Origin of the sequence: Streptomyces sp. NPDC012825 (genome assembly GCF_042900925.1) — a bacterium.
Lineage (GTDB): Bacteria > Actinomycetota > Actinomycetes > Streptomycetales > Streptomycetaceae > Streptomyces.
Map to the genome: position 1 here is coordinate 1 of NZ_JBIBBZ010000002.1, position 23618 is coordinate 23618.

Below are 23618 nucleotides of genomic sequence, written 5' to 3' on the forward strand. Positions count from 1 at the left end.
AGGAGCGTCTCGGCCAGCTCGGCGGCGGCGCCGACCACGTGCTCGCAGTTGTCCAGGAGCAGCAGCATCCGGCGCCCGGCGCAGTGCTCGACGAGCCGGGCGAGGGGGTCGTTCCCGGTCCGCAGCTCCTCGGCCCCCGCGCCGCGCAGGACGGTCTCGCGGGCGCCGACGGCCGCGAGGACGGCCTCGGGCACGGCCTCGGGGGCGGTGACGGGGGCGAGTTCGGCGATCCAGACGCCGTCCGGCCAGGCTCCGGCGCCGCGCTCGGCGGCCTCCTGCGAGAGACGGGTCTTCCCGGCGCCGCCGGGGCCGAGCAGGGTGACGAGCCGGGCCGCCCGCAGGTCCTCCCGGAGCGCGGCGATCTCCTCGTCGCGGCCGACGAAGCTGGTGAGCCGCGCGCGCAGGTTCCCCCGGACGGGGGCGGTCTCCGGCTCCGCCGGCGCCGTCCGCCCGGCGAGGAGTTCCGCGTGGAGGGCGCGCAGGGCCGGGGACGGGTCCGTGCCGAGGCGGTCGGCGAGGGCGCGGCGGACCGACTCGTACGCGGCGAGCGCCTCGGCCGCGCGGCCCGTGTCGCGCAGGGCGCGGATCCGCAGGGCCTGGAGGGGTTCGTCCAGCGGGTGGACCTCGCAGAGGGCGGTCAGCTCGGGGAGGGCGGCGGGCGCGTCGCCGAGGGCCAGGGCGGCGTCGAGTCGGGCGCGGCGGGCGTCGAGGCGGCGGGCCTCCCAGCGGGCGGCCTCGGCGGCCCGGTCAGGGAGGTCGGCGAGGGCGGGGCCGCGCCAGAGCCCGAGGGCCTCGTCGAGCAGGACGGCCGCCCGCCCGGCGTCCCCGGCGGCCAGGGCGGCGGCCCCCTCCGCGGCGAGCCGTTCGAAGCGGCGGGCGTCCACGTCCTCGGGCCGGGCGTCGAGCCGGTAGCCGCCCTCGGTGGAGGCCACCCGGTCCCGGCCGAGGGCCCTGCGCAGCCGTCCGACCAGGGCCTGGAGCGCGGCGACCGCGTCGGCGGGCGGCTCGTCGCCGTACCAGACCTCGTCCACGAGCTCCCGTACGGGCACGGGGCGGCCGGCCCGCAGGGCGAGGACGGTGAGCAGCGCACGGACCCGGGGGCCGCCGACGGCCACGTCGGTGCCGTCGGACGCGTGGGCGAGGGTGGGGCCGAGGACGGAGTAGCGCACGGGCCCATTCTCCGTGAGCGCCCGGCCTCCGCTCCCGGCGGGGAGCCGGCCGGGCCGGGGTCGGCGCGGAACCCGGCCCGGGGGCGGCCTGCCGTACGGTCCGGAGACCGGCCCCGGAACCGGACCCGGTCCCGGTACGTTCCCCGCACACCAGCCTTCCCCGCCCCCTGGGAGCCCCCGCGATGACCACGGCCACCACCCGGAGCCACGGACGGCGGATCAGCCCCGTCTTCCTGGCGATCCTCGCCGTCACGGCCGTCACCGGCTGGGCGGTGTGGACGGACTTCGCCGCCCTGCCCGGTCTCGCGGTCTTCCTCTTCGTGACCTCGGCGTGGGTGGTGTCGCTCTGCCTGCACGAGTACGCGCACGCCCGGACGGCCCTGCACGGCGGGGACGTCACGGTGGGCGCGAAGGGCTATCTGACCCTGAACCCGCTGAAGTACACGCACGCGGCGCTGAGCATCGTGCTCCCGGTGCTCTTCGTGATCATGGGCGGGATCGGCCTGCCGGGCGGCGCGGTCTTCATCGAGCGGGGGCGGATCGAGGGCCGCTGGAAGCACAGCCTGGTCTCGGCGGCGGGCCCGCTGACGAACGTGCTCTTCGCGCTCGTGTGCACGGCCCCGTTCTGGCTGGGCGCGCTGGACGGCGTGCCGCCGGCCTTCCGGTACGCGCTCGCGTTCCTGGCGTTCCTCCAGGTGACGGCGGCGCTCCTGAACATGCTGCCGGTGCCGGGGCTCGACGGGTACGGGGTGGTGGAGCCCTGGCTGTCGTACGGGGTGAAGCGGCGGATCGAGCCGTACGCGCCGTACGGCTTCTTCGTCGTGATCGTGCTGCTGTTCGTCCCGGTGGTCAACGGCGCCTTCTTCGACGCGATCGACGCGATCGTGCGGGCCCTCGGGGTGCCGGAGGCGGCCCGGTACTGCGGCTCGCGGCTGTTCCGGTTCTGGCAGGGGACGCCGGAGTTCTGCGCGGTCTAGCCCCGGCTCAGCCCTGGGCGGAGGCGGCGGCCCTCTCGACCCTGGCGCGGCGGAGGTAGTACCAGGCCATGTTGGAGGAGAGGCCGGCCAGGAGGACCCAGACGATGCCGAGGAAGCTGCCCCGGGCGAAGGAGACGACGGCCGCGGCGACGGCCAGGGCGCAGACCACGAGGGCGTAGAGGGCGAGGCGGGGCATGGGGGTCGGCTCCTGTCCGGGTACGGCGTGCTGCGGTGCCCGTCCAGTGTCCCCCATGCCCGGAAGCGTCCGTTCTCCGGCCCTCGGAGGGCCCCGGCTCAGATGTCGGTGACCCGGAGGCCCGCGTGGGCCTTGTAGCGGCGGTTGACCGAGATCAGGTTGGCGACCAGCGACTCGACCTGGTGGGCGTTGCGCAGGCGCCCGGCGAAGACGCCGCGCATGCCGGCGATGCGGCCGGCGAGGGCCTGGACGACCTCCACGTCGGCGCGCTCCTCGCCGAGGACCATCACGTCGGTGTCGATCGCGTCCAGGGAGGTGTCCTGGAGGAGGACGGCGGAGAGGTGGTGGAAGGCGGCGGTGACCCGGGAGTCCGGGAGGAGCGCGGCGGCCTGCTCGGCGGCGGAGCCCTCCTCGGGCTTGAGGGCGTAGGCGCCCTTCTTGTCGAAGCCGAGCGGGTTGACGCAGTCCACGACGAGCTTGCCGGCCAGCTCCTCGCGCAGTGACCTCAGCGTCTCGGCGTGGCCGTCCCACGGCACGGCGACGATCACGACGTCGCTGCGGCGGGCGGTCTCGGCGTTGTCGGCGCCCTCGACGCCGTGGCCGAGCTCCGCGGCCGCGTCCCGGGCGCGGTCGGCGGAGCGGGAGCCGACGATCACCTTCTGCCCGGCCAGGGCGAACCGGTGGGCGAGGCCCCGGCCCTGCTCGCCGGTGCCGCCGAGGACGCCGACGACGAGCCCGGAGACGTCCGGGAGGTCCCACGGGTCCTTGGGTGCCTCGGGGGCCGGGGCCGCGGGGTCCTGGGGTGCGCTGGAGGAAGTCATGACCCCGACATTACCGACCGGTCGGAGCGCCGGGACGCTCCCCGTACGGGTGATCCGCACGCGTTCGGCCGCGCGCGGGCCCGGCGTCGTCCATGATGCGTCCGCATGGATGCCGTACGGGTCGCGTTGCTGCGGGAAGTGCTCGCCGGAACGGAGTGGCCGGGGGCGGCCCGCCGGTTCGCGGGGGCGCTGCGGGGCTCGGTCGTCCCGCACGGGGGCGGGCTGCTCCTGGTCGGCACGGAGGAGTACGAGCCCTGGCACCTGGCGGCGCACCTGGTCGACGAGTCCGCCTGGTCGGGGCTGCCGGAGCTGGCGCCGACGCTGGTGCGGCACCGGGTGCGGCCGGGGGATCCGGCGCACCTGGCGGTGGGTCTGGGCCGTCTGGAGGCGGCGGGGCGGGGGGCGACCCTCCTGGTGGTGGCGCCGGAGCGGCCGGGGCCGGGGCTGCTCCAGCGGGTGCACGACGCCCGGCGGGCGGGGGCGACGGTGCTCGCGCTCGACGGGGGCGATCCGGAGGTGCGGGGGCTCGCGCACGAGGGGCTCGTGGTGGCGGAGGGGACGGGGGTGGACCTGGACACGGTGCAGCACCTGGTGAGCGCGGCGGCCGGGGAGAACAGCCTGCCGTCGCCGCGCGGGCGCCGGCGCTTCCGGGACCGGCTCTCGGACCTCGCGGACCGCCTGACGGCCCCACCGCCGAAGCGCTGGTAGCGGGCCCCGCCGGGGGGCCGGCGGCGGGGCCCCTCCTGGCCACTGCCGGTGCTCACCGGTAACGGGAGCCCCTCCCGGCCGCCGGCACTCACCGCCAAGCGGGACCGCTCCCGGGCTACCGGGCGGCGCTCACCGGTAATCAGGTTGCCCTCAGCACCTTCCGGACGGAACATGGCCCCTCGTGTCCCCCGCGCTCTCGAAGCTCTCCGCCCTTCTGCCCGATCCGGCGCCCTGGCGCGCCTCCCGCGACTTCCGGCTCCTGTGGGTGCAGGGGCTCGTGACGTTCTTCAGCAGCTCGATGGCGATGATCGCCCTGCCGCTCCAGATCAAGGAGCTGACGAACTCGCCGCTCGCGGTCGGGGCGATGGGCGCGGTCGAGCTGGTGCCGCTGGTGGTGTTCGGCCTGTACGGCGGGGCGCTCGCGGACGCGGTCGACCGGCGGCGGGTGATCCTGTGGACCGAGGCGGGGCTCGGCGCGCTCGCCGCGATCCTGCTGGTCAACGCGCTCCTTCCGGAACCGATGCTCTGGCCGCTGTACGTGGTCGCGGCCGGCGTCTCGGCGCTGGCGGGGCTCCAGCGACCCGCGCTCGACTCGCTGTTCGCCCGGATCGTGCCGCACGAGCACCAGACGGCGGCGGCCGCGCTGAACTCGCTGCGCTGGCAGATCGGCGCCGTCGCGGGCCCCTCGGTCGCGGGTCTGGTCGTGGCGTTCGCGGGGCACGCGTCCGCGTACGCGGTGACGGTCTGCGGCTTCGCGGTCTCGGTCCTGATGTGCCGGCGCCTCTCCCCCGCGCCGCCCGCGCACGACGCGGAGAAGCCGTCGCTGCGGGGCATCGCGGAGGGGGCCCGGTACGCCTGGTCGCGGCCGGTGCTGCTCGGCACGTACGCGATCGACCTGGCGGCGATGTTCTTCGCCTTCCCGAACACGATCTTCCCGTTCCTCGCGGACGAGCTGGACGCGGACTGGTCGCTCGGCCTGATGTACGCGGCGGGCTCGGTGGGCTCGCTGGTGCTCGGTCTGACCAGCGGCTGGACCTCGAAGGTGCGGCGGCACGGGCTGCTCGTGGCCGGGGGCGCGACGGCCTGGGGCCTGGCGATCGCGGCGGCCGGCTGGTTCGGGAACATCTGGCTGGTGCTGCTCTGCCTGGCCTTCGCGGGCGCCGGCGACATGCTGAGCGGCCTGGGCCGCTCCACCATCTGGAACCAGACGATCCCGGAGGAGCTGCGCGGCCGGCTCGCCGGCATCGAGGTGCTCTCGTACAGCGTCGGCCCGCAGCTGGGCCAGGTGCGGGCGGGCGTGACGGCGGGCTGGACCGGCACCCGGACGGCGATCTGGACGGGCGGCGTGGCCTGTGTGGCCTCGGTGGGCCTGCTCTGCCTGACGCTGCCGAAGCTCCTGCGGTACGACTCCGAGACCGACGCGGACTCGCTGCGGCGCAGGGCGCAGCAGCGGGAGGCGGCGACCGGGGAGGCCCGCGCGGAGGCCGCCGGGGGCGCCTGAGCGGCCGGGCCCGGGGCCCACGGGGACGGAGGCCCCGGGACCACCGGAGCGGTCCCGGAGGTCGCAGGGGTTCCGGGGCCTCCGTACCGCCTCCTCGGGTTACCCGGGGTTCCCGTCCTTCTTCCCCCCGGCGTCGTGCCAGCGCGGGTCGGTCTCCCACTCCAGGTTCCGCTCGCGGGCGGTCTCCATGGCGTGGGAGGCCTCCTCACGGGTGGTGTACGGGCCGAAACGGTTCTTCGAGGGGCATTCGGGGCCCTCCTCGACCTTCTTGTGCTCCAGGCAGTAGTACCACTCGCCCGGTTTGCCCGCCGTGCGCTTCTTGAACAGGGCCATCGTCGGCTCCTTCCTCCGAAGATCATGGTGCCCCAGACCCGGTCGTTACACTCGCTGGCATGTCTGGCCAGTCGCTTCTCGTACCGGGGGAACTCTCCCCCCACCGCTCCGTTCCGGGTTCCATCCGCCGCCCCGAGTACGTCGGGAAGCCCGCACCGACCCCGTACACCGGGTCCGAGGTGCAGGATTCCGACACGATCGAGCGGATGCGGATCGCCGGCCGCATCGCCGCGCGGGCGATGGAGGAGGCCGCCAAGCACATCGCCCCCGGCGTCACCACCGACGAGCTCGACCGGGTCGCGCACGAGTTCATGTGCGACCACGGCGCCTACCCGTCCACCCTCGGCTACCGGGGCTTCCCCAAGTCGCTGTGCGCCTCGGTCAACGAGGTGATCTGCCACGGCATCCCGGACTCCACGGTGCTGCGGGACGGCGACATCGTGAACCTGGACGTCACCGCGTACATCGACGGCGTCCACGGCGACAACAACGCCACCTACCTCTGCGGCGACGTCGACGAGGAGTCGCGGCTGCTCGTGGAGCGGACCCGGGAGGCCCTGAACCGGGCGATCAAGGCCGTGCGGCCGGGACGCCGGATCAACATCGTCGGGCGGGTCATCGAGTCGTACGCCAAGCGCTTCGGCTACGGGGTCGTGCGCGACTTCACCGGGCACGGCATCAACTCGTCCTTCCACTCCGGCCTGATCGTGCCGCACTACGACTCCCCGCACCACACCACCGAGATCAAGACCGGCATGACCTTCACCATCGAGCCGATGCTGACGCTCGGCACCCACGACTACGACATGTGGGACGACGGCTGGACCGTGGTGACCAAGGACCGCAAGCGGACGGCCCAGTTCGAGCACACCCTCGTCGTGACCGAGACCGGGGCGGAGATCCTGACGCTGCCCTGACGTTGCCGCGCCCCGGGAAGCGGGTAGCTTTCTTACCGACAGGCCGTCGGGAACCAGTTGACTTAGGCAAGCCTAAGTCGGCAGGATCGTCCCTGGTTCCCGTCCCCTCGGTCCCGGAGGCACGCCTTGGACACGCCCTTCTCGACGCTCATCCGCACGGCCTCGCACGAGCAGCACACCGAAGCGGAGACGTCGTCCTTCATGGGGGACCTCCTCGGCGGGCGCCTCGGCGTCGACGCCTACGCGCGCTACACCGAGCAGCTCTGGTTCGTCTACCGGGCCCTGGAGGAGGGCGCGGAGGCGCTGCGCGAGGACCCGGTCGCCGGGCCGTTCGTGCGGCCCGAGCTGTTCCGCACGGCCGCCCTGGAGCAGGACCTCGCCCATCTGCGGGGCCCCGGCTGGCAGGCCGGCGCCTCGCCGCTGCCGGCCACCGCGGCGTACGCCGGGCGGGTCGCCGAGTGCGCCCGCGACTGGCCCGCCGGGTACGTGGCGCACCACTACACGCGCTACCTGGGCGACCTGTCGGGCGGTCAGATCATCCGCGACAGGGCGGAGCGCGCCTGGGGCTTCGCGCGCAAGGGCGACGGCGTCCGCTTCTACGTCTTCGAGGAGATCTCCAACCCGGCCGCGTTCAAGCGGGCGTACCGGGAGCTGCTCGACGGGGTGAACGCCGACGACCTGGAGAAGCAGCGGATCGTCGACGAGTGCAAGCGCGCCTTCGCCTTCAACAGCGCGGTCTTCCAGCAGCTCGGGAGCGAGTTCCCGCTGAGCGCGTGAGGCCTCCGGGCCGTACGGGGGTCAGCGCGTGAGCGTGCCCTCCAGGCGGACGCGTCCGCCGAGTTCCACGATGCCGTCGGGGCCGGGGGCGGTGAGGAGCTGCGACCCCCGGCCCTGCCTGATGTTCAGGGCCCGCCCCAGCTCCGCCGTGAGCAGCAGCGCCGCCGCGCCGGTCGCCTCGTCCTCGTCGATGCCGTCGCCGCGCCCCGGGAAGGCCCGCGCCCTGATCCGGCCCGCGGCCTCCTCCTCCCAGGCCCAGGCGTAGATCCAGTCCCCCGACTCGGGCACCTCCAGGGCCTCCACCTCGGCGGCGGAGGCGTACCGGCGCAGGGTGCGGGGCGGGGCCCACTCGGCGCGCGCCTCGATCCAGGTGAACTCCCCGTCGCCGCGCACCCACACCTCGCCCGCGGGCGGACGGACGACCTCCAGGTCGAGCAGCCAGGCCGCGCCGACGAGCGGGTGCCCGGCGAACGGCAGGCGCAGACCGGGCGTGTAGATGTCGACGAGCCCGCGCTCCGGGTCGTCCACGAACACCGTCTCGCTGAAGCCGAGCTCCTTGGCGAGCGCCTGCCTCGAGGCCTCGTCGGGGTGGGTGCGGGCGTCCCGTACGACCCCGAGGCGGTTGCCGTACCGGCCGTCGCCCGCACAGAAGACGCGCAGGACGTCGATGTCAGTGGCGGTCGTGTTCATGGCGGAATTCAACCACCCACCCGCGCGTCGGACCCGGAGGTTCCGCCGACGGCCGGCCCGTCGTGCCCGCGCGTCGGAGCGGAGGGTTCCGCCGGCGGCCGGCCGCCCGTCGCGCCCGTGCGCCACCCGTAACCGGACGATCCGGCCTCCTTGACCCGTTCTTGACCGGTCCGTGAACGGTCCCTGGAACCCCTGTGACCGGGCCGTGTCCGGTGCGCCGGAGATGAGAGCCGGATCACTGGACGGGCCGTTCTGACTCAGGTAAGCCTGGGCTAAGTTAGCTCCGCCCGTCCCGTCCCCGCCGTCCCTGGAGCCCCCATGCGAGCCGTCCGCCTCTCCGTCGTCACCGCCGCAGCGACCGCCGCGGCCCTGACCGCCGTCACGGGATGCGCCGAGAAGGGCGGCGGCGACGCCAAGGACGGCGCGATCACGGTCATAGCCAAGGACGACTCCTGCGAGGTCTCGAAGAAGGAGTTCCCGGCCGGGCACGTCGAGCTCGCCGTCGAGAACCGCGGCTCCAAGGTCACCGAGGTCTACGTCCTCCACCCGGACGACCGGATCGTCACCGAGCGCGAGAACATCGGCCCCGGCACCCGGGCCACGCTCACCGCCGAGATCAAGGCCGGCGACTACGCGATCGCCTGCAAGCCCGGCATGACGGGCGCCGGCATCCGCCAGGCGGTCAAGGTCACCGGCGACGGCGCCACCGGCACGAAGCGCTCCCCCGAGATGGACGCGGCCGTCGCCGCCTACCGCCAGTACGTCCAGGCGCAGGCCGACCAGACCCTCCCCAAGGTGAAGGTCTTCACCGACGCGGTCCGCGCCGGGGACGTCGAGGCCGCCAAGAAGGCGTACGCCTCCTCCCGCATCGGCTGGGAGCGCACCGAGCCCGTCGCGGAGTCCTTCGGCGACATCGACCCGAAGGTGGACGTCCGCGAGGACGGCCTGGAGGAGGGCCAGGACCCGGCGAAGGACTGGACCGGCTGGCACCGCCTGGAGAAGGCGCTCTGGCAGGACGAGAAGGTCGGCCCCCGGGAGAAGCAGCTCGCGGACCTCCTGGACGAGGACCTCGCGGACTGGGTGAAGCGCGTCGGCAAGGCCGAGATCACCCCGACCTCCATGGCCAACGGCGCCAAGGAGCTCCTGGACGAGGTCGCCACCGGCAAGGTCACCGGCGAGGAGGAGCGCTACTCCCACACCGACCTCGTCGACTTCAAGGCCAACGTCGAGGGCGCGCAGATGTCCTTCGACCTGCTGAAGCCGGTCGCGTCGAAGAACGACCCGAAGCTGGTCGCCGACCTCGACGCGCGGTTCGCCGCCCTGAACGCGCTGCTCGACCAGTACCGCCGGGACAAGACCGGTTACGACTTCACCTCGTACGACAAGGTCGGCAAGGAGCAGCGCAAGGAGCTGTCGGACGGCGTCAACGCGCTGGCCGAGCCGCTCTCCAAGCTCGCCGCCGCCGTCGTCAAGTAAGCGAGGAGTCCCCGACATGAGCGAACCGGTCGAGGAGACCTCCGGGACCGCCGCGTCCGGGAGCCCGGCGCCCTCGCGCCGGGCCGTGATCGGCTGGGGCGGTGCCGGGCTCGCGCTCGGCGCCGTCGCGGCCGGCGGCGCCGTCGCCCTGGCCCGGGGCGGGGACGACGCGGTGCCGGCCGCCGACACGGGCGGGGCCGTGCCCTTCCACGGCCCGCACCAGGCCGGCATCGCCACCGCCGTGCAGGACCGCCTCCACTTCGCCGCCTTCGACGTGACGACGAAGGACCGCGCCGAACTGGTCCGGTTGCTGAAGGACTGGACGCGGGCCGCCGAGCGGCTGACGGCCGGCGCCGAGGTCGGCGAGGGTGCGTACGGCGGTCTGCCCGAGGCCCCGCCGGACGACACCGGCGAGGCCCTCGGCCTCAAGCCCTCCCGGCTCACCCTCACCATCGGCTTCGGGCCCTCGCTCTTCGACGGGCGCTTCGGCCTGAAGGACCGGCGGCCCGGGGCCCTGATCGACCTGCCCCGCTTCCCCGGCGACAACCTGGACCCGGCCCGCAGCGGCGGCGACCTGTGCGTCCAGGCCTGCGCGGACGACCCGCAGGTCGCCGTGCACGCGATCCGCAACCTGGCCAGGATCGGCTTCGGCAGGGCCGCGGTGCGCTGGTCCCAGCTCGGCTTCGGCAAGACGTCCTCGACGACCCCGGACGCGCAGACCCCGCGCAACCTCTTCGGCTTCAAGGACGGCACCCGCAACGTCGCGGGCACCGACACCGCGCGCCTGGACGCGCACGTGTGGGTCTCCGGCAAGGACGCGGAGGGCCCGGCGGCCTGGATGGACGGCGGCTCCTACCTGGTCGCCCGCCGCATCCGCATGAACGTCGAGACCTGGGACCGCACCTCCCTCGCCGAGCAGGAGGACGTCTTCGGCCGCGACAAGCGCGAGGGCGCGCCCGTCGGGAAGGCGAAGGAGCACGACGAGCCGTTCCTGAAGGCGATGAAGCCGGACTCCCACGTCCGGCTCGCCCACCCGGACACCAACCGGGGCGCGACGATGCTGCGCCGGGGGTACTCGTTCACCGACGGCACGGACGGCCTCGGGCGGCTGGAGGCGGGGCTCTTCTTCCTCGCGTACCAGAAGGACGTCCGCACCGGCTTCGTCCCCGTGCAGACGTCGCTGGCCCGCGCCGACGCGCTCAACGAGTACGTCCAGCACGTGGGTTCGGCGGTCTTCGCGATTCCTCCGGGCGTCCGCGACACCGACGACTGGTGGGGCCGTGCCCTTTTCACGTGACACCCGGAGGGACAAGCCGTGTTCGGCAACTATCTGATCGGCCTGCGCGAGGGCCTCGAAGCCAGTCTGGTCGTCTGCATCATCGTCGCGTACCTGGTGAAGACCGGGCGCCGGGACGCGCTGCGGCCGGTCTGGGCCGGCATCGGCGTGGCCGTCGGCGTCTCCCTGGCCTTCGGCGCCACCCTGGAGTTCGGCTCCCGGGAGCTGACCTTCGAGGCGCAGGAGCTGCTCGGCGGCTCGCTGTCGATCGTCGCGGTGGTCCTGGTGACCTGGATGGTCTTCTGGATGCGGCGCACGGCCCGGCACCTGAGGGCGGAGCTGCACGGGAAGCTGGACGCGGCGCTCGTCATGGGCACGGGCGCGCTGGTCGTCACCGCCTTCCTCGCGGTGGGCCGGGAGGGCCTGGAGACGGCGCTCTTCGTGTGGGCGTCGGTGCGGGCGGCCTCGTCGGGCGGCGCCGGAGGCGGCTCGTTCGAGCCGCTCGCCGGGGTCCTCCTCGGGCTGCTCACCGCGGTCCTGCTCGGCTGGCTGTTCTACCGGGGCGCGCTGCGGATCAACCTGGCGAAGTTCTTCACCTGGACCGGCGGGATGCTGGTCGTGGTGGCGGCGGGCGTCCTCGCGTACGGCGTGCACGACCTCCAGGAGGCGCGCTTCCTCGACGGCCTCGCGGACAAGGCCTTCGACGTCTCGGCGACGATCCCGCCGGACAGCTGGTACGGCACGCTCCTCAAGGGCGTCTTCAACTTCCAGCCGGACCCGACGGTCCTTCAGGTCACGGTGTGGGCGCTGTACCTGGTCCCCACGCTCGCGCTGTTCCTGTCCCCGATAGGGTCGGGTCCGTCCGCGCGGGAGAAGAAGCAGAAGGCGACCGATGAGCAGGCTGAGGGTGGGGCGAGCGCCGGGACGGCCGCGTGAGCGGTGGCCGGCACGGCCGGTGGGGCTGTTCGCGGCGACGGCGGCCGCGACCGCGCTGGCGCTGACGGCGAGCGGCTGCGTGACGGTCCACGGCGAGCTGGCGCTCGTGGCCCCGGCGACGGAGGCCGAGGCGGCGAAGGCCCTGACGGACTTCACGACCGCCTTCAACCGCGCCGACAAGGCCTACGACCCGGCCCTGGCCGCGGACCTGGTCACCGGGCCGCTCGGGGAGATCAACCAGGCGGGGCTGCGCGCGCGTGCGGTCACCAGTCCGGACGGCAACGCGAAGCACAGGCCGCTGGAGCTGACCGACGCGCGCTTCCTGCTGCCCCGCAAGGCGGGCTGGCCGCGCTGGTTCGTCGCGGACGCCGACTCCAACCGGGGCCCGGACGACCAGCGCTGGCTCCTGGTCTTCGTGCGCAACGGCCCCCAGGAGCGTTGGGCCGCCGCCTACCTGGGCATCCTGGACGCGGACGAGGTGCCCGCGTTCGCCGAGGAGGAGGGGTACGCGGTGCCGGTCGCCGCGGACAGCGACGCGCCGGCGGTCGCGCCAGGGAGGCTCGGCGCGGAGTACGTCGCGTATCTGAAGGACGGGAAGCCGGGGCCGTTCGCGGACGGCCCGCACACCAGCGGGTGGCGGGCGCAGCGGGAGAAGGCCGCCGAGCGGCCGGGGCTCGCCACCCAGTACGTGGACGGGGTCACCGACCTGGGGGACTTCGCGCCGCTGGGGCTGCGGACCCGGGACGGGGGCGCGCTCGTCTTCTTCGCGACCCGGTACTACGAGCGGCAGACGGCGGCGCCGGGCTACCGGCCCAAGGTCCCCCGGGACGTGAAGGCGCTGATGACCGGCGAGGTGAGGAACACGGTCACCCGGGAGTGGGTGTCCAGCCAGACGGCCCTGGTGAAGCCGGCGGGCACCGGCCGGGACGCGGTCGCGGTCACGGACCGGCTCCAGGGCGTGGTGGGCGCGGTGGGCTCGTAACGCCCCGTCCCCCTGTTCCCTACCGGGCTCAGCGGGTCAGCGGGTCAGCGGGTCAGCGGCCAGGCGATCTCGTGGGCCGCGTGCTCGCCGTCGCCGTCCGCCCCGCGCTCGGCCGCGTGGCGGGCGCAGGCGTCCTGGAGGGTCTCCAGGAGGTTCAGCGGGTCGGGCAGCGGGTGCTCGGGGCCGCGCAGCCAGGCGACGACCGGGTGGGCGTCCTCGTCGCCGGGGAGCCGGGCCGGGGGGACGAGGACGTAGCTGCCGCGGCAGTGCCAGCGGAGCCCCGGGTGCTCGTCCATGGTCTCCGGGTGGCAGTCGAGCTCGCAGGGCCACCACTCGTCCTCGTCCTCGGGCGTGCCCCGGGTCGCGGTGAAGAAGAGCATCCGGCCGCCGTCCGGCGCGGTGGCGGAGGACTCGGCGACCGGGCCCACCTCGACGCCCTCGGCGAGGAGGCGCTCCAGGGCGGCGCGGCCGGCGGCCAGCGGCACGTCGAGGACGTCGTGGACCATGCCGGTGGCGGTGACGAAGTTCGCCCCGGGCTCATCGCGCGCCCAGCGCTCGATCTGGCCGCGGTCGGTGGTCGACTGGGTCTGCCAGGCGAAGGAGACGGGGTGCCGGGCGGGGGTGGGACAGCCGATCCGCTCGCAGGAACAGCTGTAGCCGACGGGGTACGCGGCGGGGGCCAGGGGCAGCCCGGCGGCGGCGACGTCCAGGAGCAGCTTCTCGCGGTCGTTCCCGTCGTCGTCCGCGACGCGTTTGGGCCGCCTGCGCAGCCACTGTGCGAGTCTGCCCTCCGTGCCGCGGTAGCGGCCGATGCCGTCGCCCATCTATCCCCTCACAACCTCGCGCTCGCCCGTTCGGCTCTGCCCATGGTCCCACCATCCTGCGCCCCGGGTGACCGGAGTGCGGAACCGGGGTGGCTCCGGACCCCTCAGGCCCTCGGGGCGAGGCCGCGCAGGACGTGGTCGACCAGGGCGTCCGCGTAGGCGTGGGTGAGCGGCAGGGTGCGGTGGATCCACCGGTGGTGGAGCGGTCCGACCAGGAGTTCGACGGCGAGGCGCGGGTCGGTGCCGGGGTCGACGTCACCGGCCTCCCGGGCGGCCTCGATGCGGCGTACGTAGTACTGGAGCTGGGGTTCGAGCAGCGCCTCGGTGAAGCGGGCGCCGAGGTCGGGGTCGACGATCCCCTCGGCGGCGAGGGCGCGGGTGGGGGCCTCGAAGGCGGGGTCGTTCATCTCGTCGACGGTGGCGCGCAGGACCCGCTTCAGGTCGGCGGCGAGGTCGCCGGTGTCGGGGATCTCACTCCCGGCGTCGGCGCCCATGGCCTCCTGGGCCCGGACCTGGAGGTCGAGGAAGGCGTCGAGGAGGACGGCGGCCCTGGAGGGCCACCAGCGGTAGATGGTCTGCTTGCCGACGCCGGCGCGGGCGGCGATGCCCTCGACGGTGGTCTTCGCGTAGCCGTTCTCGGCGACGAGGGCGAGGGCGGCGTCGAAGATGGCGCGGCGGGAGCGCTCGCTGCGGCGGGAGGCGTCGGGGGCGGCCTTGGGCGCGGGCGTGGAGGCGGGCTCGGTCATGGGGCCAATCTAGCAGCGGGCGAGACGCTCCGTCTCGCCTCGGTGGGTGGTCGGCGAACCACCCGAACGGTCCACTGCGCGGAGGGCGGCGAGGGCGGACCATGGGGTCCACCGAATCCCGGTCCTTCCGCCCGTCCGTGAGGAGCCCTTCTTGCGCACCACTCCGCGCTCGCCCTCGCCCCGCCGTTATCTGATGTGCCCACCCGCGCACTTCACGGTGACGTACTCCATCAACCCCTGGATGGACCCCGCGAAACCGGTCGACCCGCCGCTCGCCCTCGCCCAGTGGGAGGACCTGCGGGACCGCTACCGCGCGCTCGGCCACACCGTGGAGGTCCTGGAGCCGGACCCGGCGCTGCCGGACATGGTCTTCGCGGCGAACGGCGCGACCGTCGTCGGGGGCCGGGTCCTCGGCGCGAGGTTCGCGTATCCGGAGCGCGCGGCCGAGGCCGACGCGCACCTGGCCTGGTTCCGCGACCACGGCTGGGCGGAGGAGGACCTGCGGATCCCGGAGCACGTGAACGAGGGCGAGGGGGACTTCGCCGTCACCGCCTCCTGGATCCTCGCCGGACGCGGCTTCCGCGCCAGTCCGCTCTCGCACGGCGAGGCGCAGGAGTTCTTCGGGCGGCCGGTGATCGGCCTGGACCTGGTGGACCCGCGCTACTACCACCTGGACACGGCGCTGTGCGTCCTGGACGACGCCCGCGACGAGATCATGTACTACCCGGCGGCCTTCTCCCCCGGCAGCCGGGCGGTGCTGGCCCGGCTCTTCCCGGACGCCCTGATCGCGACGGAGGAGGACGCGGCGGCCTTCGGGCTCAACGCGGTCGGCGACGGACTGAACGTCCTGCTGCCGCAGGCGGCGGTGGGCCTCTTCGCCCCGCTCCGCGACCGGGGCTTCGAACCGGTGGGCATGGACCTGAGCGAACTCCTCAAGGGCGGCGGCAGCGTGAAGTGCTGCACGCAGGAGCTGCGGCCCTAGGAACCCGTACGGTACGGACCGCCGCCCCCGCGCCCGCCTCGTGGCGCGGGGGCGGCGGCGTGACGGGCCCCCTAGAGGGCGCCCGTCACGAAGGCGCCGGCCGCCGCGGCGGCGAGGGCCGCCGTGACGGCCCGTTCGGCGTCGGCGGGGGTCGGCTCCTCGTGGGTGACGGCGAACCGGTAGTAGAGCGGGGCCGAGACCGCGCGGAGCAGTTCGAGCGGGTCGGTGCCGGCCGGGAGTTCGCCCCGGGCCACGGCCCGCTCCGCCACCGGGGCCCACTCGGCGAGGCGGGTGCGGTAGAAGCCGCCCAGGGCGCGCGCGCACTCCTCGTCGCAGGCGGCCGCGGCGATGACGGCCCGGAAGACGGCGCCCATCCGGGGGTCGGTGAGGGTGTCCAGGACGAGCGCGGCGTTGGCCCGCAGGTCGCCCGCGAGGCCGCCGGTGTCGGCGGCGGGCAGGGACTGCTCGGCCATGTCGTTCAGGAGGTCGGCGACCAGGCCGACCGGGGAGCCCCAACGGCGGTAGACGGTGGTCTTGCCGACGCCCGCGCTCGCGGCGACCTGATCCATGTTCAGCGTGTGGAAGCCGGAGGCCGCCAGGGTCTCCTGGGTGGCGTCGAGGACGGCACGGCGGACCTTGGCGGTACGACCGCCGGGACGCCGGGTGCCGGGCACGGCGGACGGACCCCCGCCCGAGGCGGCCACCCCTTCGCCGGAGGCCGACGGGCCCCCGCCCCCGTCCCCGTCCCCGTCCCCGTCCGACAGACCCTTACCCAAACGGGAATCCTGTTCCATTAATGCTCCTCACTCTGCTACCGTCTGCGTCATCTTAACGGAACCAACGTCCCTTTAAGGGGTCCCGTCATGACCGCGCTCGACACTCCGCCCGTCCCGGCCGCACCGGCCGCGCCGAAGGCCGCCACCGCCCCCCGCATGGACGGGCGGATGCGGCTCGTCCTCGTCGTCCTCCTCGTCGCCCAGTTCATGCTGGCCGTCGACTTCTCGATCCTGAACGTCGCCCTGCCCGTCATCGGCGAGGGACTCGGCTTCTCCCTCGGCGGCCTCCAGTGGATCGCCACCGCCTTCGCCCTCGCCGCCGCCGGGTTCACCCTCCTCTTCGGGCGCGTCGCCGACCTCCTCGGCCGCCGACGGGTCTTCCTCGGCGGCATGGCCGTCCTCGGCGCCGCCTCCCTCGCCGGAGGCCTCGCCACCACCCCCGAGCTGCTCATGGCCGCCCGCGTCGCCCAGGGCCTCGCGACCGCCGCCGTCACCCCCGCCGGGCTCTCGCTGCTGACCTCCGCCTTCCCCGAGGGGCCGCTGCGCGACAAGGCCCTCGGCCTCAACGGCGCCCTGATGTCGGCCGGGTTCACCACCGGAGCCGTCCTCGGCGGGGTCCTCACCGACCTGCTCTCCTGGCGGTGGGCGTTCTTCGTCAACGTGCCGGTCGCCCTCGCCGTCCTGCTCGTCGCCCCCGCCGTCATCAAGGAGAGCCGTCCGGCCGAGCGGCCCCGGCTCGACGTCCCCGGCGCGATCACCGTCACCGGCGGGCTCCTCGCCCTCGTCTACGGACTCACCGCCGCCGGCGAGCACGGCTGGACCGACCCCGGCGTCCTCGTCGCCCTGGTCGCGGCCGTCACCCTGCTCGCCGCGTTCCCGTTCGTCGAGCGGCGCTCCGCCGCACCCCTCGTCCCGATCCGGGTCCTGAAGCGCCGCACGGTCGTCTGGGGCAACCTCGCCGGGCTCGTCGCCTTCGCCACCGAGACCTCGCTGGTCTTCCTGATGACCCTGCACCTCCAGGACGTCCTGGGCTTCTCCCCGCTCGCCGCCGGCCTCTCCTTCGGCGTCCTGGGCGCGGGCACGGTCCTCGGCGGACTGCTCGCCCCCCGCTTCATCGGCCGCTTCTCGCCCCGTACCGCCCTGATCGCCGGCGGGATCCTCCAGGCCGTCGCGACCCTCTCCCTCGTCGGGCTCGGCGACGGGCGGAGCACGTACGGGCTGCTGCTCGCGGCCACCTTCGCGGGCGGCGTCGGCAACATGCTCGCCATCGTCGGCTTCATGGTGACGGCCACCTCCGGCCTGCCCGACGCCGAGCAGGGCATGGCCACCGGCATCGCCACCATGACCCAGCAGGTCGGCATCACCCTGGGCACCCCGGTCATGAGCGCCGTGGTCGTCACCGCCGCCACGCTCCCCGACGGCATCGCCCGCGCGGTCCTCGTCAACGCGGTCGTCGTCCTCGCCGCCGTCCTCGCCCCGCTGTTCCTGCTGCGCGGGAGCCGCCGTTAGCCGCGCGGCGGGTCGCTCAGGACCCGTCCGCCTCCGGCGGCCACGGGTCGCCCCACTCCGCGTCGCGGGCCTGCTTGTAGAGGAGCCCGTGGCGCTTGGTGACCGTGTCGCGGGAGAGGCCCCCGGGGTCGCAGAGCTCCAGCAGGACCAGGCCCTTGCGGATCTGCGGCCTGCGGACGATCCGGGCGGCGGCGGGGTCCACCGGGAACCGGGTGGCGGCCACGTACGCGTACTTCTCGTCCTCGTACGCCAGCGAACCGCCCTTCACCTGCCGGTGCAGCGAGGAGCGGCTGACCCGGGCCGAGAAGTGGCACCAGTCCGTGCCGGGCGCGATCGGGCAGGCCCCGCTGTGCGGGCAGGGCGCGGCGACGGTGAATCCGGCCCCGATCAGCAGGGTGCGGGCCGCGATGATCCGCTCGTAGCCGTCCGGGGTGCCCGGCTCGACCACGACGACGGTCTGCGCGGCGCGGGCCGCCTCGGTGACGAGCGAGGCGCGGTCGGCCTCGGTCAGCTCCTTGAGGACGTACGAGACGGTGACCAGGTCCGTGTCGGCGAGGCGCAGCGCGCCGCCGATCCGCTCGCGCCGCCACTCGGCGTCGAGGACGCCGCCGGCCAGCTCGCGGCCGAGCGCGAGGGCGGGCTCGGCCCAGTCGAGGACGGTGGTGCGGGGCGGCCGCCCGCCCCAGGCCTCCGCGACGGCCCAGGTCGCCGCGCCCGTGCCGCCGCCGACGTCGGTGTGGGTGCGCGGCTCCCAGTCGGGCGCGGCGTCCCGCAGGGCGTCCAGGGCGCCCCGTACCGCCTCGAAGGTCGCCGGCATCCGGTACGCGGCGTACGCGGCGACGTCGGAGCGGTCGCGGAGCACGGGGGCGTCCGTCGGGGTGGTGCCCCGGTAGTTGGCGATCAGCCGGTCGACGGCCTGGGCGGCCCTGTTGGGCGGCAGGCCGCCGAGGAGCCCGGCGAGGGCGGCGCGCAGGGAGTCGGCGGAGGGGGCGGAGGCGTTCACCGGGGCAGTCTAGGGTCCTGTGCCTTCCCGGCCCGAACCGTGCCCGGGGCCTTCCGCCACGGGCGGCACAGGCCCAGGAAGCAGGCCAGGGCGAGGACGGCGCAGGTGAGCTGGACGACGGCCATCGGGACGGCCGTGTGCTCGCCCGCGACGCCGACGAGCGGGGAGGCGACGGCGCCGACGAGGAAGGAGGTGGTGCCGAGGAGCGCGGAGGCGGACCCGGCGGCGTGCGGGGTGCGCATCAGGGCCTGGGCGTTGGTGTTCGGCATCGCGAGGCCCATCGCGGACATCAGGACGAAGAGCCCGGCGGCCACGGGCGCGAGCCCGACCTCGCCGAAGACACCGCTGGTCATGAGCAGCAGCGCGGACGCGGCGAGCAGGATGACGCCGAGGCCCCAGCCGAGCACCTTGTCGAGGCTGACGCGGCCGACGAGGAGCTTGCCGTTGACCTGGCCGACGGCGACCAGGCCGACGGAGTTGAGGCCGAAGAGCAGGCCGAAGGTCTGCGGGGAGGCGCCGTAGATCTCCTGCACCACGAACGGCGAGGCGGATATGTACGCGAAGAGGACGGCGAAGGCGAGGCCGCCGGTCAGCGTGTAGCCGGTGAAGACCCGGTCCGCGAGGAGCGCCCGCATGGTGCGCAGGGCCTGCCCGACCCCGCCCTCGTGGCGCCGTCCGGGCGGCAGCGTCTCGGCGAGGAAGCGCCACACGACGAGGGTGAGCAGGACGCCGACGCCGGTGAGGACGTGGAAGACGCCCCGCCAGTCGGTGATCCGCAGGATCTGCCCGCCGATGAGGGGGGCGACGATCGGGGCGACGCCGGAGATCAGCATCAGGGTGGAGAAGAAGCGGGCCATCTCGACGCCGTCGTAGAGGTCGCGGACGACGGCGCGGGCGATGACGATGCCGGCGGCGCCCGCGAGGCCCTGGAGCAGCCGGAAGCCGATGAGGGTCTCGGCGGTGGGCGCGAGGGCGCAGACGGCGGTGGCGAGGACGTACACGACCATGCCGGCGAGCAGCGGGCGGCGGCGCCCCCACCTGTCGCTCATGGGGCCGACGACGAGCTGGCCGAGGGCCATGCCGGCGAGGCAGGCGGTGAGGGTGAGCTGGACGGTGGCGGCGGGCGCGTGGAGCGCGCCGGTGACCTCCGGCAGGGCCGGGAGGTACATGTCCATGGAGAGCGGGGGAAGGGCGGTGAGGCCGCCCAGGACGAGGGTGACGAGCAGACCGGTCCGCCGGGCGGCGGCGACGCCGGGGCCGACGGGCTCCACGGGCCCGCCGGGTGTGCCGGGTGTGCCCGTCGCACCGGAGACGGCTTCGCTCGTGTTCCCTCGTGTCGTCGTGTGGCCGCTCTCCGGCATCGACAGCTCCATTTCGTTGAATCCTTGCCTATGCTCTCAGCTCGACCGGCATGGTCGAGACCTCTGCGAGACGGGTGGGGACATGGGTGAGAAGGTGCGCTGGGGGATCCTGGCGACGGGCGGCATCGCGGAGCGGTTCACCACCGACCTGCTGACGCTCGACGACGCCGAGGTGGTGGCGGTGGCCTCCCGCAGCGAGGCGCCCGCGAAGGCCTTCGCGGAGCGGTTCGGGATACCGAGGGCGTACGGCGAGTGGGCCGGGCTCTTCGCCGACGCGGACGTCGACGTGGTGTACGTGGCGACCCCGCACCACGCGCACCGGACGGCGGCCGGCCTCGCCCTGGAGGCGGGCAAGGCGGTGCTCTGCGAGAAGGCCCTCACGCTCAACGCCCGGGAGGCGGCGGAGCTGGTCGCCCTCGCCCGGGACCGGGGCCTCTTCCTGATGGAGGCCATGTGGATGTACTGCAACCCGCTGATCCGGCGGATCGCGGAGCTGGTGCGCGACGGGGCGGTCGGCGAGGTCCGCACGGTCCAGGCGGACTTCGGGATCGCGGGCCCGTTCGGGGACGACCACCGGCTGCGGGACCCGAAGACGGGCGGCGGGGCGCTGCTCGACCTCGGAGTGTATCCGGTGGCGTTCGCGCAGCTCCTGCTCGGCGAGCCGGACTCGGTCCGGGCGCACGCGCTGCTCTCGCCGGAGGGCGTCGACCTGAACACGGGGATGCTGCTGGGCTGGTCCGGCACGGGGGCGTCGGCCCTGCTCTCCTGCTCGATCGCCGCGGACACCCCGCTGACGGCCTCGGTGACGGGCTCGCTCGGCCGGATCGACGTGCCGCGCGGCTTCTTCTTCCCGGAGCGGTTCACCCTGCACCGCGACGGCGCCGAGCCGGAGGAGTTCACGGCGGAGGCCGATCCGCACGGCTTCCGGCACGAGGCCGCCGAGGTGATGCGCTGCCTGCGGGCGGGCGAGAAGGAGTCCCCGCTGGTGCCGCTGGACGGCTCGCTCGCGGTGATGCGGACGCTCGACGCGGTACGGGACCGCATCGGCGTCCGCTATCCCGGGGAGTGACCCCCGTACGGGGTGCTACGCGGGAGTGAGCCCCGGGTTCCCCGCCTCGGTGACGTAGGAGGCGGCGGTGGTGACGGGAGCGCCCGGGGTCGTCACGTACGGGACCGTGCGGAAGTCGGCGCGGGCGCTCTCGCGGTCGAGGGAGACCTTCACGTAGCCCCGCCGCCCGTTGAAGAACCGCAGGTGCGGATTGGCCTGCGTGAGCCGGTCGTAGTTCGAGGGGCGGTCGGCGCCGTCCTTGCCGCTGGTGATCGAGGTGGTGACGATCTCGGTGCCGACGGTCCGGGAGGACGGGTCGCGGAAGTCGGCCTTGAGGTCGAGGCCGTAGGAGACGTGGACGTCCCCGGTGAGCACCATGAGGTTGTCGACGCCGGCGGCCTCCGCGCCCGCCAGGATCCGCTGCCGGGAGGCCGGGTAGCCGTCCCAGGAGTCCATGGAGAGCTTGAAGTCGGCGGTGGGGCGGTCGCGGCGCTCGGCGAACACGACCTGCTGCGGCAGGACGTTCCAGCGGGCCCGGGAGCGGCGCCAGCCGTCGAGCAGCCAGCGCTCCTGGGTGGCGCCGGTCAGGGTGCGCGACGGGTCCTCGGACTCGGGCCCCGGGACCTGCCAGCCGTCGCCGTACGCCTGGTCGGAGCGGTACTGGCGGGTGTCGAGGATGTCGAACTGCGCGAGGTTCCCGAAGCTCAGCCGCCGGTACAGCCTCATGTCGGGGCCGTCGGGGAGCTGGGGGCGGCGCAGCGGCTGGTGCTCCCAGTAGGCGCGGTAGGCGGCGGCGCGGCGGAGCAGGAACTCCTCGGGCGGGACGGTGTTCTCGGGGGTGTCGCCCGCGTAGTTGTTCTCGGTCTCGTGGTCGTCCCAGGTGACGACGAAGGGGTGGGCGGCGTGCGCGGCCCGCAGGTCGGGGTCGGTCTTGTAGAGGGCGTAGCGCAGCCGGTAGTCCTCCAGGGTGAGCGTCTCGCGGTTGAAGACGGCCGGGAGGACGCGGTCGGTGTAGCCACGGGCGCCGCCGGCGGAATCGACCGCGTACTCGTACAGGTAGTCGCCGAGGTGGAGGACGACGTCCACGTCCTCCTCGGCGAGGTGGCGGTGGGCGGTGAAGTGGCCGTCGTGGTACGCCTGGCAGGAGACGGCGGCGAGCGAGAGCGCCGTGGTGGGGGCGCCGGGGGCGGGGGCCGTACGGGTGCGCCCGACCGGGCTGGTCCAGGCGCCGACGCGGAAGCGGTAGAAGTACTCCCGGCCGGGTTCGAGGTGCTCGACCTCGACGTGGACGGTGTGCCGGAACTCGGCGTGGGCGGTGGCGGCCCCGCGCCGGACGGTCCGCCGGAAGCGCTCGTCGCGGGCGATCTCCCAGTGGACGGTGACGCGCCGGTCGGGCAGGCCGCCGTCGGGCTCGAAGGGGCGGGGCGCGAGCCGGGTCCAGAGCAGGACGGAGCCGGGCAGGGGGTCGCCGGAGGCGACGCCCAGGGTGAAAGGGTCCTCGGTGACGCGCCGGGCGTCGAGCTCGGCGGCGGCCGCGGAGCCGGCGGCGGGCAGCTGGGTGGCGAAGGCGAGCGCGGCGGCGGCGCCGGTGACGGTGAGGAACCGTCTCCGGCCGAAGTGCCGTGCGGCGTACCGGAGTTCCTGGTGATGCTCATGCGTCCGACTCATGTGCCCCTCCCCTGACGAATGCTGTGCGTCCGTCATTCGAGGGGGCCGGGACGACCGCGCGTTGTCGGGTACAGAACATCCACGTGTCGGACGGATGAGTTCACGGTGCACGCGTCTCGCGTACGCTGCGCGCCCATGAGCATCGCAGTGGTGACGGGAGCGGGGTCGGGAATCGGCCGGAGCGTGGCCCTCGCGCTCGCGGCGGCGGGCTGGTCGGTGGCGCTCGCGGGCCGCCGGGCGGAGCCCCTGGCGGAGACGGCGGCGGCCCTCCCGGACGGGGACTTCCTCCGCGTCCCGACGGACGTGACGTCGGAGACCGAGGTCGCGGCCCTCTTCTCCTCGGTACGGGACCGCTACGGGCGCGTGGACCTGCTCTTCAACAACGCCGGTACGTTCGCGGGCGGCGGGACCCCGGTCGAGGACCTGGACCCGGCGACCTGGCGGGCGGTCGTCGACGTCAACCTGACGGGCGCGTTCCTGTGCGCGCAGGCGGCCTTCCGGGCCATGAAGGAGCAGGAGCCGCAGGGCGGCCGGATCATCAACAACGGCTCGGTCTCGGCCCACGTGCCGCGCCCGCACTCGATCGCGTACACGGCGACGAAGCACGCGATGACGGGCCTGACGAAGTCCCTGTCCCTGGACGGGCGCCCGTACCGGATCGCCTGCGGCCAGCTCGACATCGGCAACGCGGCCACCGACATGACGGCCCGCATGCAGTCCGGCATCCTCCAGGCGGACGGCCGGCTGGCCCCGGAGCCGGTGATGGACGCGGCGGACGTGGCGGCGACGGTGGTGCACATGGCGGGGCTGCCGCTGGAGGCGAACGTGCAGTTCGCGACGGTGATGGCGACGGCGATGCCGTACATCGGCCGGGGCTGACCCCCGGCCGATGTACGGCACCACCCGCCCGCCCATGGGGCCTGTCCGACCCCGACCCGCCGG

General features: G+C 74.4%; 24 protein-coding genes. 13 read left to right on the forward strand and 11 right to left on the reverse strand.

Annotation, left to right across the window (positions count from 1 at the left end):
• Nucleotides 1–1169, reverse strand: a 1169-nt coding sequence (locus tag ACFY7E_RS05505; RefSeq protein ID WP_389481078.1) for a BTAD domain-containing putative transcriptional regulator, incomplete at its 3' end; no start/stop codon positions are given.
• A 182-nt stretch (nucleotides 1170–1351) separates the two neighbouring features.
• Between ACFY7E_RS05505 and ACFY7E_RS05510 the strand changes: the two genes are divergently transcribed.
• Nucleotides 1352–2146, forward strand: a complete 795-nt coding sequence (locus ACFY7E_RS05510; RefSeq protein ID WP_389481080.1) for a site-2 protease family protein — start codon at nucleotides 1352–1354, stop codon at nucleotides 2144–2146.
• Nucleotides 2147–2153: 7 nt separating this feature from the next.
• Here the strand turns inward: ACFY7E_RS05510 and ACFY7E_RS05515 are convergent, their stop codons facing one another.
• Together ACFY7E_RS05515 and npdG are read right to left on the reverse strand one after the other, a co-directional pair.
• Complete coding sequence (locus tag ACFY7E_RS05515; RefSeq protein WP_389481082.1) at nucleotides 2154–2399, reverse strand: hypothetical protein; 246 nt, start codon at nucleotides 2397–2399, stop codon at nucleotides 2154–2156.
• Between the two features lie 41 nt (nucleotides 2400–2440).
• Nucleotides 2441–3163, reverse strand: a complete 723-nt coding sequence (gene npdG / locus ACFY7E_RS05520) for an NADPH-dependent F420 reductase (protein WP_389481084.1) — start codon at nucleotides 3161–3163, stop codon at nucleotides 2441–2443.
• Nucleotides 3164–3268: 105 nt separating this feature from the next.
• Here npdG and ACFY7E_RS05525 point away from each other — a divergent pair, with 105 nt between their 5' ends.
• Together ACFY7E_RS05525 and ACFY7E_RS05530 are read left to right on the forward strand one after the other, a co-directional pair.
• The gene (locus tag ACFY7E_RS05525; RefSeq protein ID WP_389481086.1) at nucleotides 3269–3871 is read left to right on the forward strand and encodes a hypothetical protein; all 603 of its coding nucleotides are present in this window, start codon (nucleotides 3269–3271) and stop codon (nucleotides 3869–3871) included.
• A 181-nt stretch (nucleotides 3872–4052) separates the two neighbouring features.
• A complete protein-coding gene (locus tag ACFY7E_RS05530) occupies nucleotides 4053–5372 on the forward strand; it encodes an MFS transporter (RefSeq protein ID WP_389481089.1) in 1320 nt (439 codons plus the stop codon).
• 99 nt (nucleotides 5373–5471) lie between these two features.
• Here ACFY7E_RS05530 and ACFY7E_RS05535 read toward each other — a convergent pair whose 3' ends face one another.
• Nucleotides 5472–5705: a hypothetical protein gene (locus tag ACFY7E_RS05535; RefSeq protein ID WP_389481091.1), complete on the reverse strand. Its 234-nt coding sequence runs from the start codon at nucleotides 5703–5705 to the stop codon at nucleotides 5472–5474.
• A 59-nt stretch (nucleotides 5706–5764) separates the two neighbouring features.
• Here ACFY7E_RS05535 and map point away from each other — a divergent pair, with 59 nt between their 5' ends.
• Nucleotides 5765–6622 carry a type I methionyl aminopeptidase gene (gene map / locus ACFY7E_RS05540; RefSeq protein WP_389481094.1) on the forward strand — a complete coding sequence of 286 codons (858 nt, stop codon included), beginning with the start codon at nucleotides 5765–5767 and terminating at the stop codon, nucleotides 6620–6622.
• 126 nt (nucleotides 6623–6748) lie between these two features.
• Nucleotides 6749–7399, forward strand: coding sequence for a heme oxygenase (biliverdin-producing) (locus ACFY7E_RS05545; protein WP_389481097.1), 651 nt, complete (start codon nucleotides 6749–6751; stop codon nucleotides 7397–7399).
• Between the two features lie 21 nt (nucleotides 7400–7420).
• On the opposite strand, the gene ACFY7E_RS05550 is transcribed toward ACFY7E_RS05545, so the two are convergent.
• Nucleotides 7421–8089 (reverse strand): PhzF family phenazine biosynthesis protein, encoded by a 669-nt coding sequence (locus ACFY7E_RS05550; RefSeq protein ID WP_389481099.1) that lies wholly within the window; start codon nucleotides 8087–8089, stop codon nucleotides 7421–7423.
• Between the two features lie 318 nt (nucleotides 8090–8407).
• Between ACFY7E_RS05550 and efeO the strand changes: the two genes are divergently transcribed.
• From efeO to ACFY7E_RS05570, 4 genes are read left to right on the forward strand one after another with little or no spacing between them, the layout of a single operon-like run.
• On the forward strand, nucleotides 8408–9565 hold the full coding sequence (gene efeO, locus ACFY7E_RS05555; RefSeq protein ID WP_389481102.1) for an iron uptake system protein EfeO: 1158 nt from the start codon (nucleotides 8408–8410) through the stop codon (nucleotides 9563–9565).
• 16 nt (nucleotides 9566–9581) lie between these two features.
• Nucleotides 9582–10862 carry an iron uptake transporter deferrochelatase/peroxidase subunit gene (gene efeB, locus ACFY7E_RS05560; protein ID WP_389481105.1) on the forward strand — a complete coding sequence of 427 codons (1281 nt, stop codon included), beginning with the start codon at nucleotides 9582–9584 and terminating at the stop codon, nucleotides 10860–10862.
• 18 nt (nucleotides 10863–10880) lie between these two features.
• A complete protein-coding gene (efeU, locus tag ACFY7E_RS05565; protein WP_389481108.1) occupies nucleotides 10881–11777 on the forward strand; it encodes an iron uptake transporter permease EfeU in 897 nt (298 codons plus the stop codon).
• Nucleotides 11734–12759: a hypothetical protein gene (locus ACFY7E_RS05570; RefSeq protein WP_389481111.1), complete on the forward strand. Its 1026-nt coding sequence runs from the start codon at nucleotides 11734–11736 to the stop codon at nucleotides 12757–12759. Before efeU ends, ACFY7E_RS05570 begins: the two co-directional genes overlap by 44 nt.
• A gap of 44 nt (nucleotides 12760–12803) precedes the next feature.
• Here the strand turns inward: ACFY7E_RS05570 and ACFY7E_RS05575 are convergent, their stop codons facing one another.
• Entirely contained in the window at nucleotides 12804–13583 is a 780-nt protein-coding gene (locus ACFY7E_RS05575; protein ID WP_389481114.1) for a bifunctional DNA primase/polymerase, read from the reverse strand.
• 104 nt (nucleotides 13584–13687) lie between these two features.
• Nucleotides 13688–14329: a TetR/AcrR family transcriptional regulator gene (locus ACFY7E_RS05580; protein WP_389481116.1), complete on the reverse strand. Its 642-nt coding sequence runs from the start codon at nucleotides 14327–14329 to the stop codon at nucleotides 13688–13690.
• A 151-nt stretch (nucleotides 14330–14480) separates the two neighbouring features.
• Here ACFY7E_RS05580 and ddaH point away from each other — a divergent pair, with 151 nt between their 5' ends.
• A complete protein-coding gene (gene ddaH, locus ACFY7E_RS05585; protein ID WP_383437509.1) occupies nucleotides 14481–15311 on the forward strand; it encodes a dimethylargininase in 831 nt (276 codons plus the stop codon).
• Nucleotides 15312–15382: 71 nt separating this feature from the next.
• Here ddaH and ACFY7E_RS05590 read toward each other — a convergent pair whose 3' ends face one another.
• The gene (locus tag ACFY7E_RS05590; protein ID WP_389481120.1) at nucleotides 15383–16105 is read right to left on the reverse strand and encodes a TetR/AcrR family transcriptional regulator; all 723 of its coding nucleotides are present in this window, start codon (nucleotides 16103–16105) and stop codon (nucleotides 15383–15385) included.
• A 69-nt stretch (nucleotides 16106–16174) separates the two neighbouring features.
• Between ACFY7E_RS05590 and ACFY7E_RS05595 the strand changes: the two genes are divergently transcribed.
• Complete coding sequence (locus tag ACFY7E_RS05595) at nucleotides 16175–17596, forward strand: MFS transporter (protein WP_389481123.1); 1422 nt, start codon at nucleotides 16175–16177, stop codon at nucleotides 17594–17596.
• Nucleotides 17597–17612: 16 nt separating this feature from the next.
• On the opposite strand, the gene ACFY7E_RS05600 is transcribed toward ACFY7E_RS05595, so the two are convergent.
• Both ACFY7E_RS05600 and ACFY7E_RS05605 read right to left on the reverse strand, forming a co-directional pair.
• The gene (locus ACFY7E_RS05600) at nucleotides 17613–18599 is read right to left on the reverse strand and encodes a small ribosomal subunit Rsm22 family protein (protein WP_389481125.1); all 987 of its coding nucleotides are present in this window, start codon (nucleotides 18597–18599) and stop codon (nucleotides 17613–17615) included.
• Nucleotides 18596–19972, reverse strand: coding sequence for a Bcr/CflA family multidrug efflux MFS transporter (locus tag ACFY7E_RS05605; RefSeq protein ID WP_389481128.1), 1377 nt, complete (start codon nucleotides 19970–19972; stop codon nucleotides 18596–18598). The genes ACFY7E_RS05600 and ACFY7E_RS05605 overlap by 4 nt, the downstream gene beginning before the upstream one ends.
• Before the next feature lie 70 nt (nucleotides 19973–20042).
• On the opposite strand from ACFY7E_RS05605, the gene ACFY7E_RS05610 reads away from it, so the two are divergent.
• Nucleotides 20043–21029: a Gfo/Idh/MocA family protein gene (locus ACFY7E_RS05610; protein WP_389481131.1), complete on the forward strand. Its 987-nt coding sequence runs from the start codon at nucleotides 20043–20045 to the stop codon at nucleotides 21027–21029.
• A 15-nt stretch (nucleotides 21030–21044) separates the two neighbouring features.
• On the opposite strand, the gene ACFY7E_RS05615 is transcribed toward ACFY7E_RS05610, so the two are convergent.
• Entirely contained in the window at nucleotides 21045–22712 is a 1668-nt protein-coding gene (locus ACFY7E_RS05615) for an alkaline phosphatase D family protein (protein WP_389481134.1), read from the reverse strand.
• Nucleotides 22713–22811: 99 nt separating this feature from the next.
• Between ACFY7E_RS05615 and ACFY7E_RS05620 the strand changes: the two genes are divergently transcribed.
• A complete protein-coding gene (locus tag ACFY7E_RS05620) occupies nucleotides 22812–23555 on the forward strand; it encodes an SDR family oxidoreductase (RefSeq protein WP_389481137.1) in 744 nt (247 codons plus the stop codon).
• The last annotated feature ends 63 nt before the right edge of the window (nucleotides 23556–23618 follow it).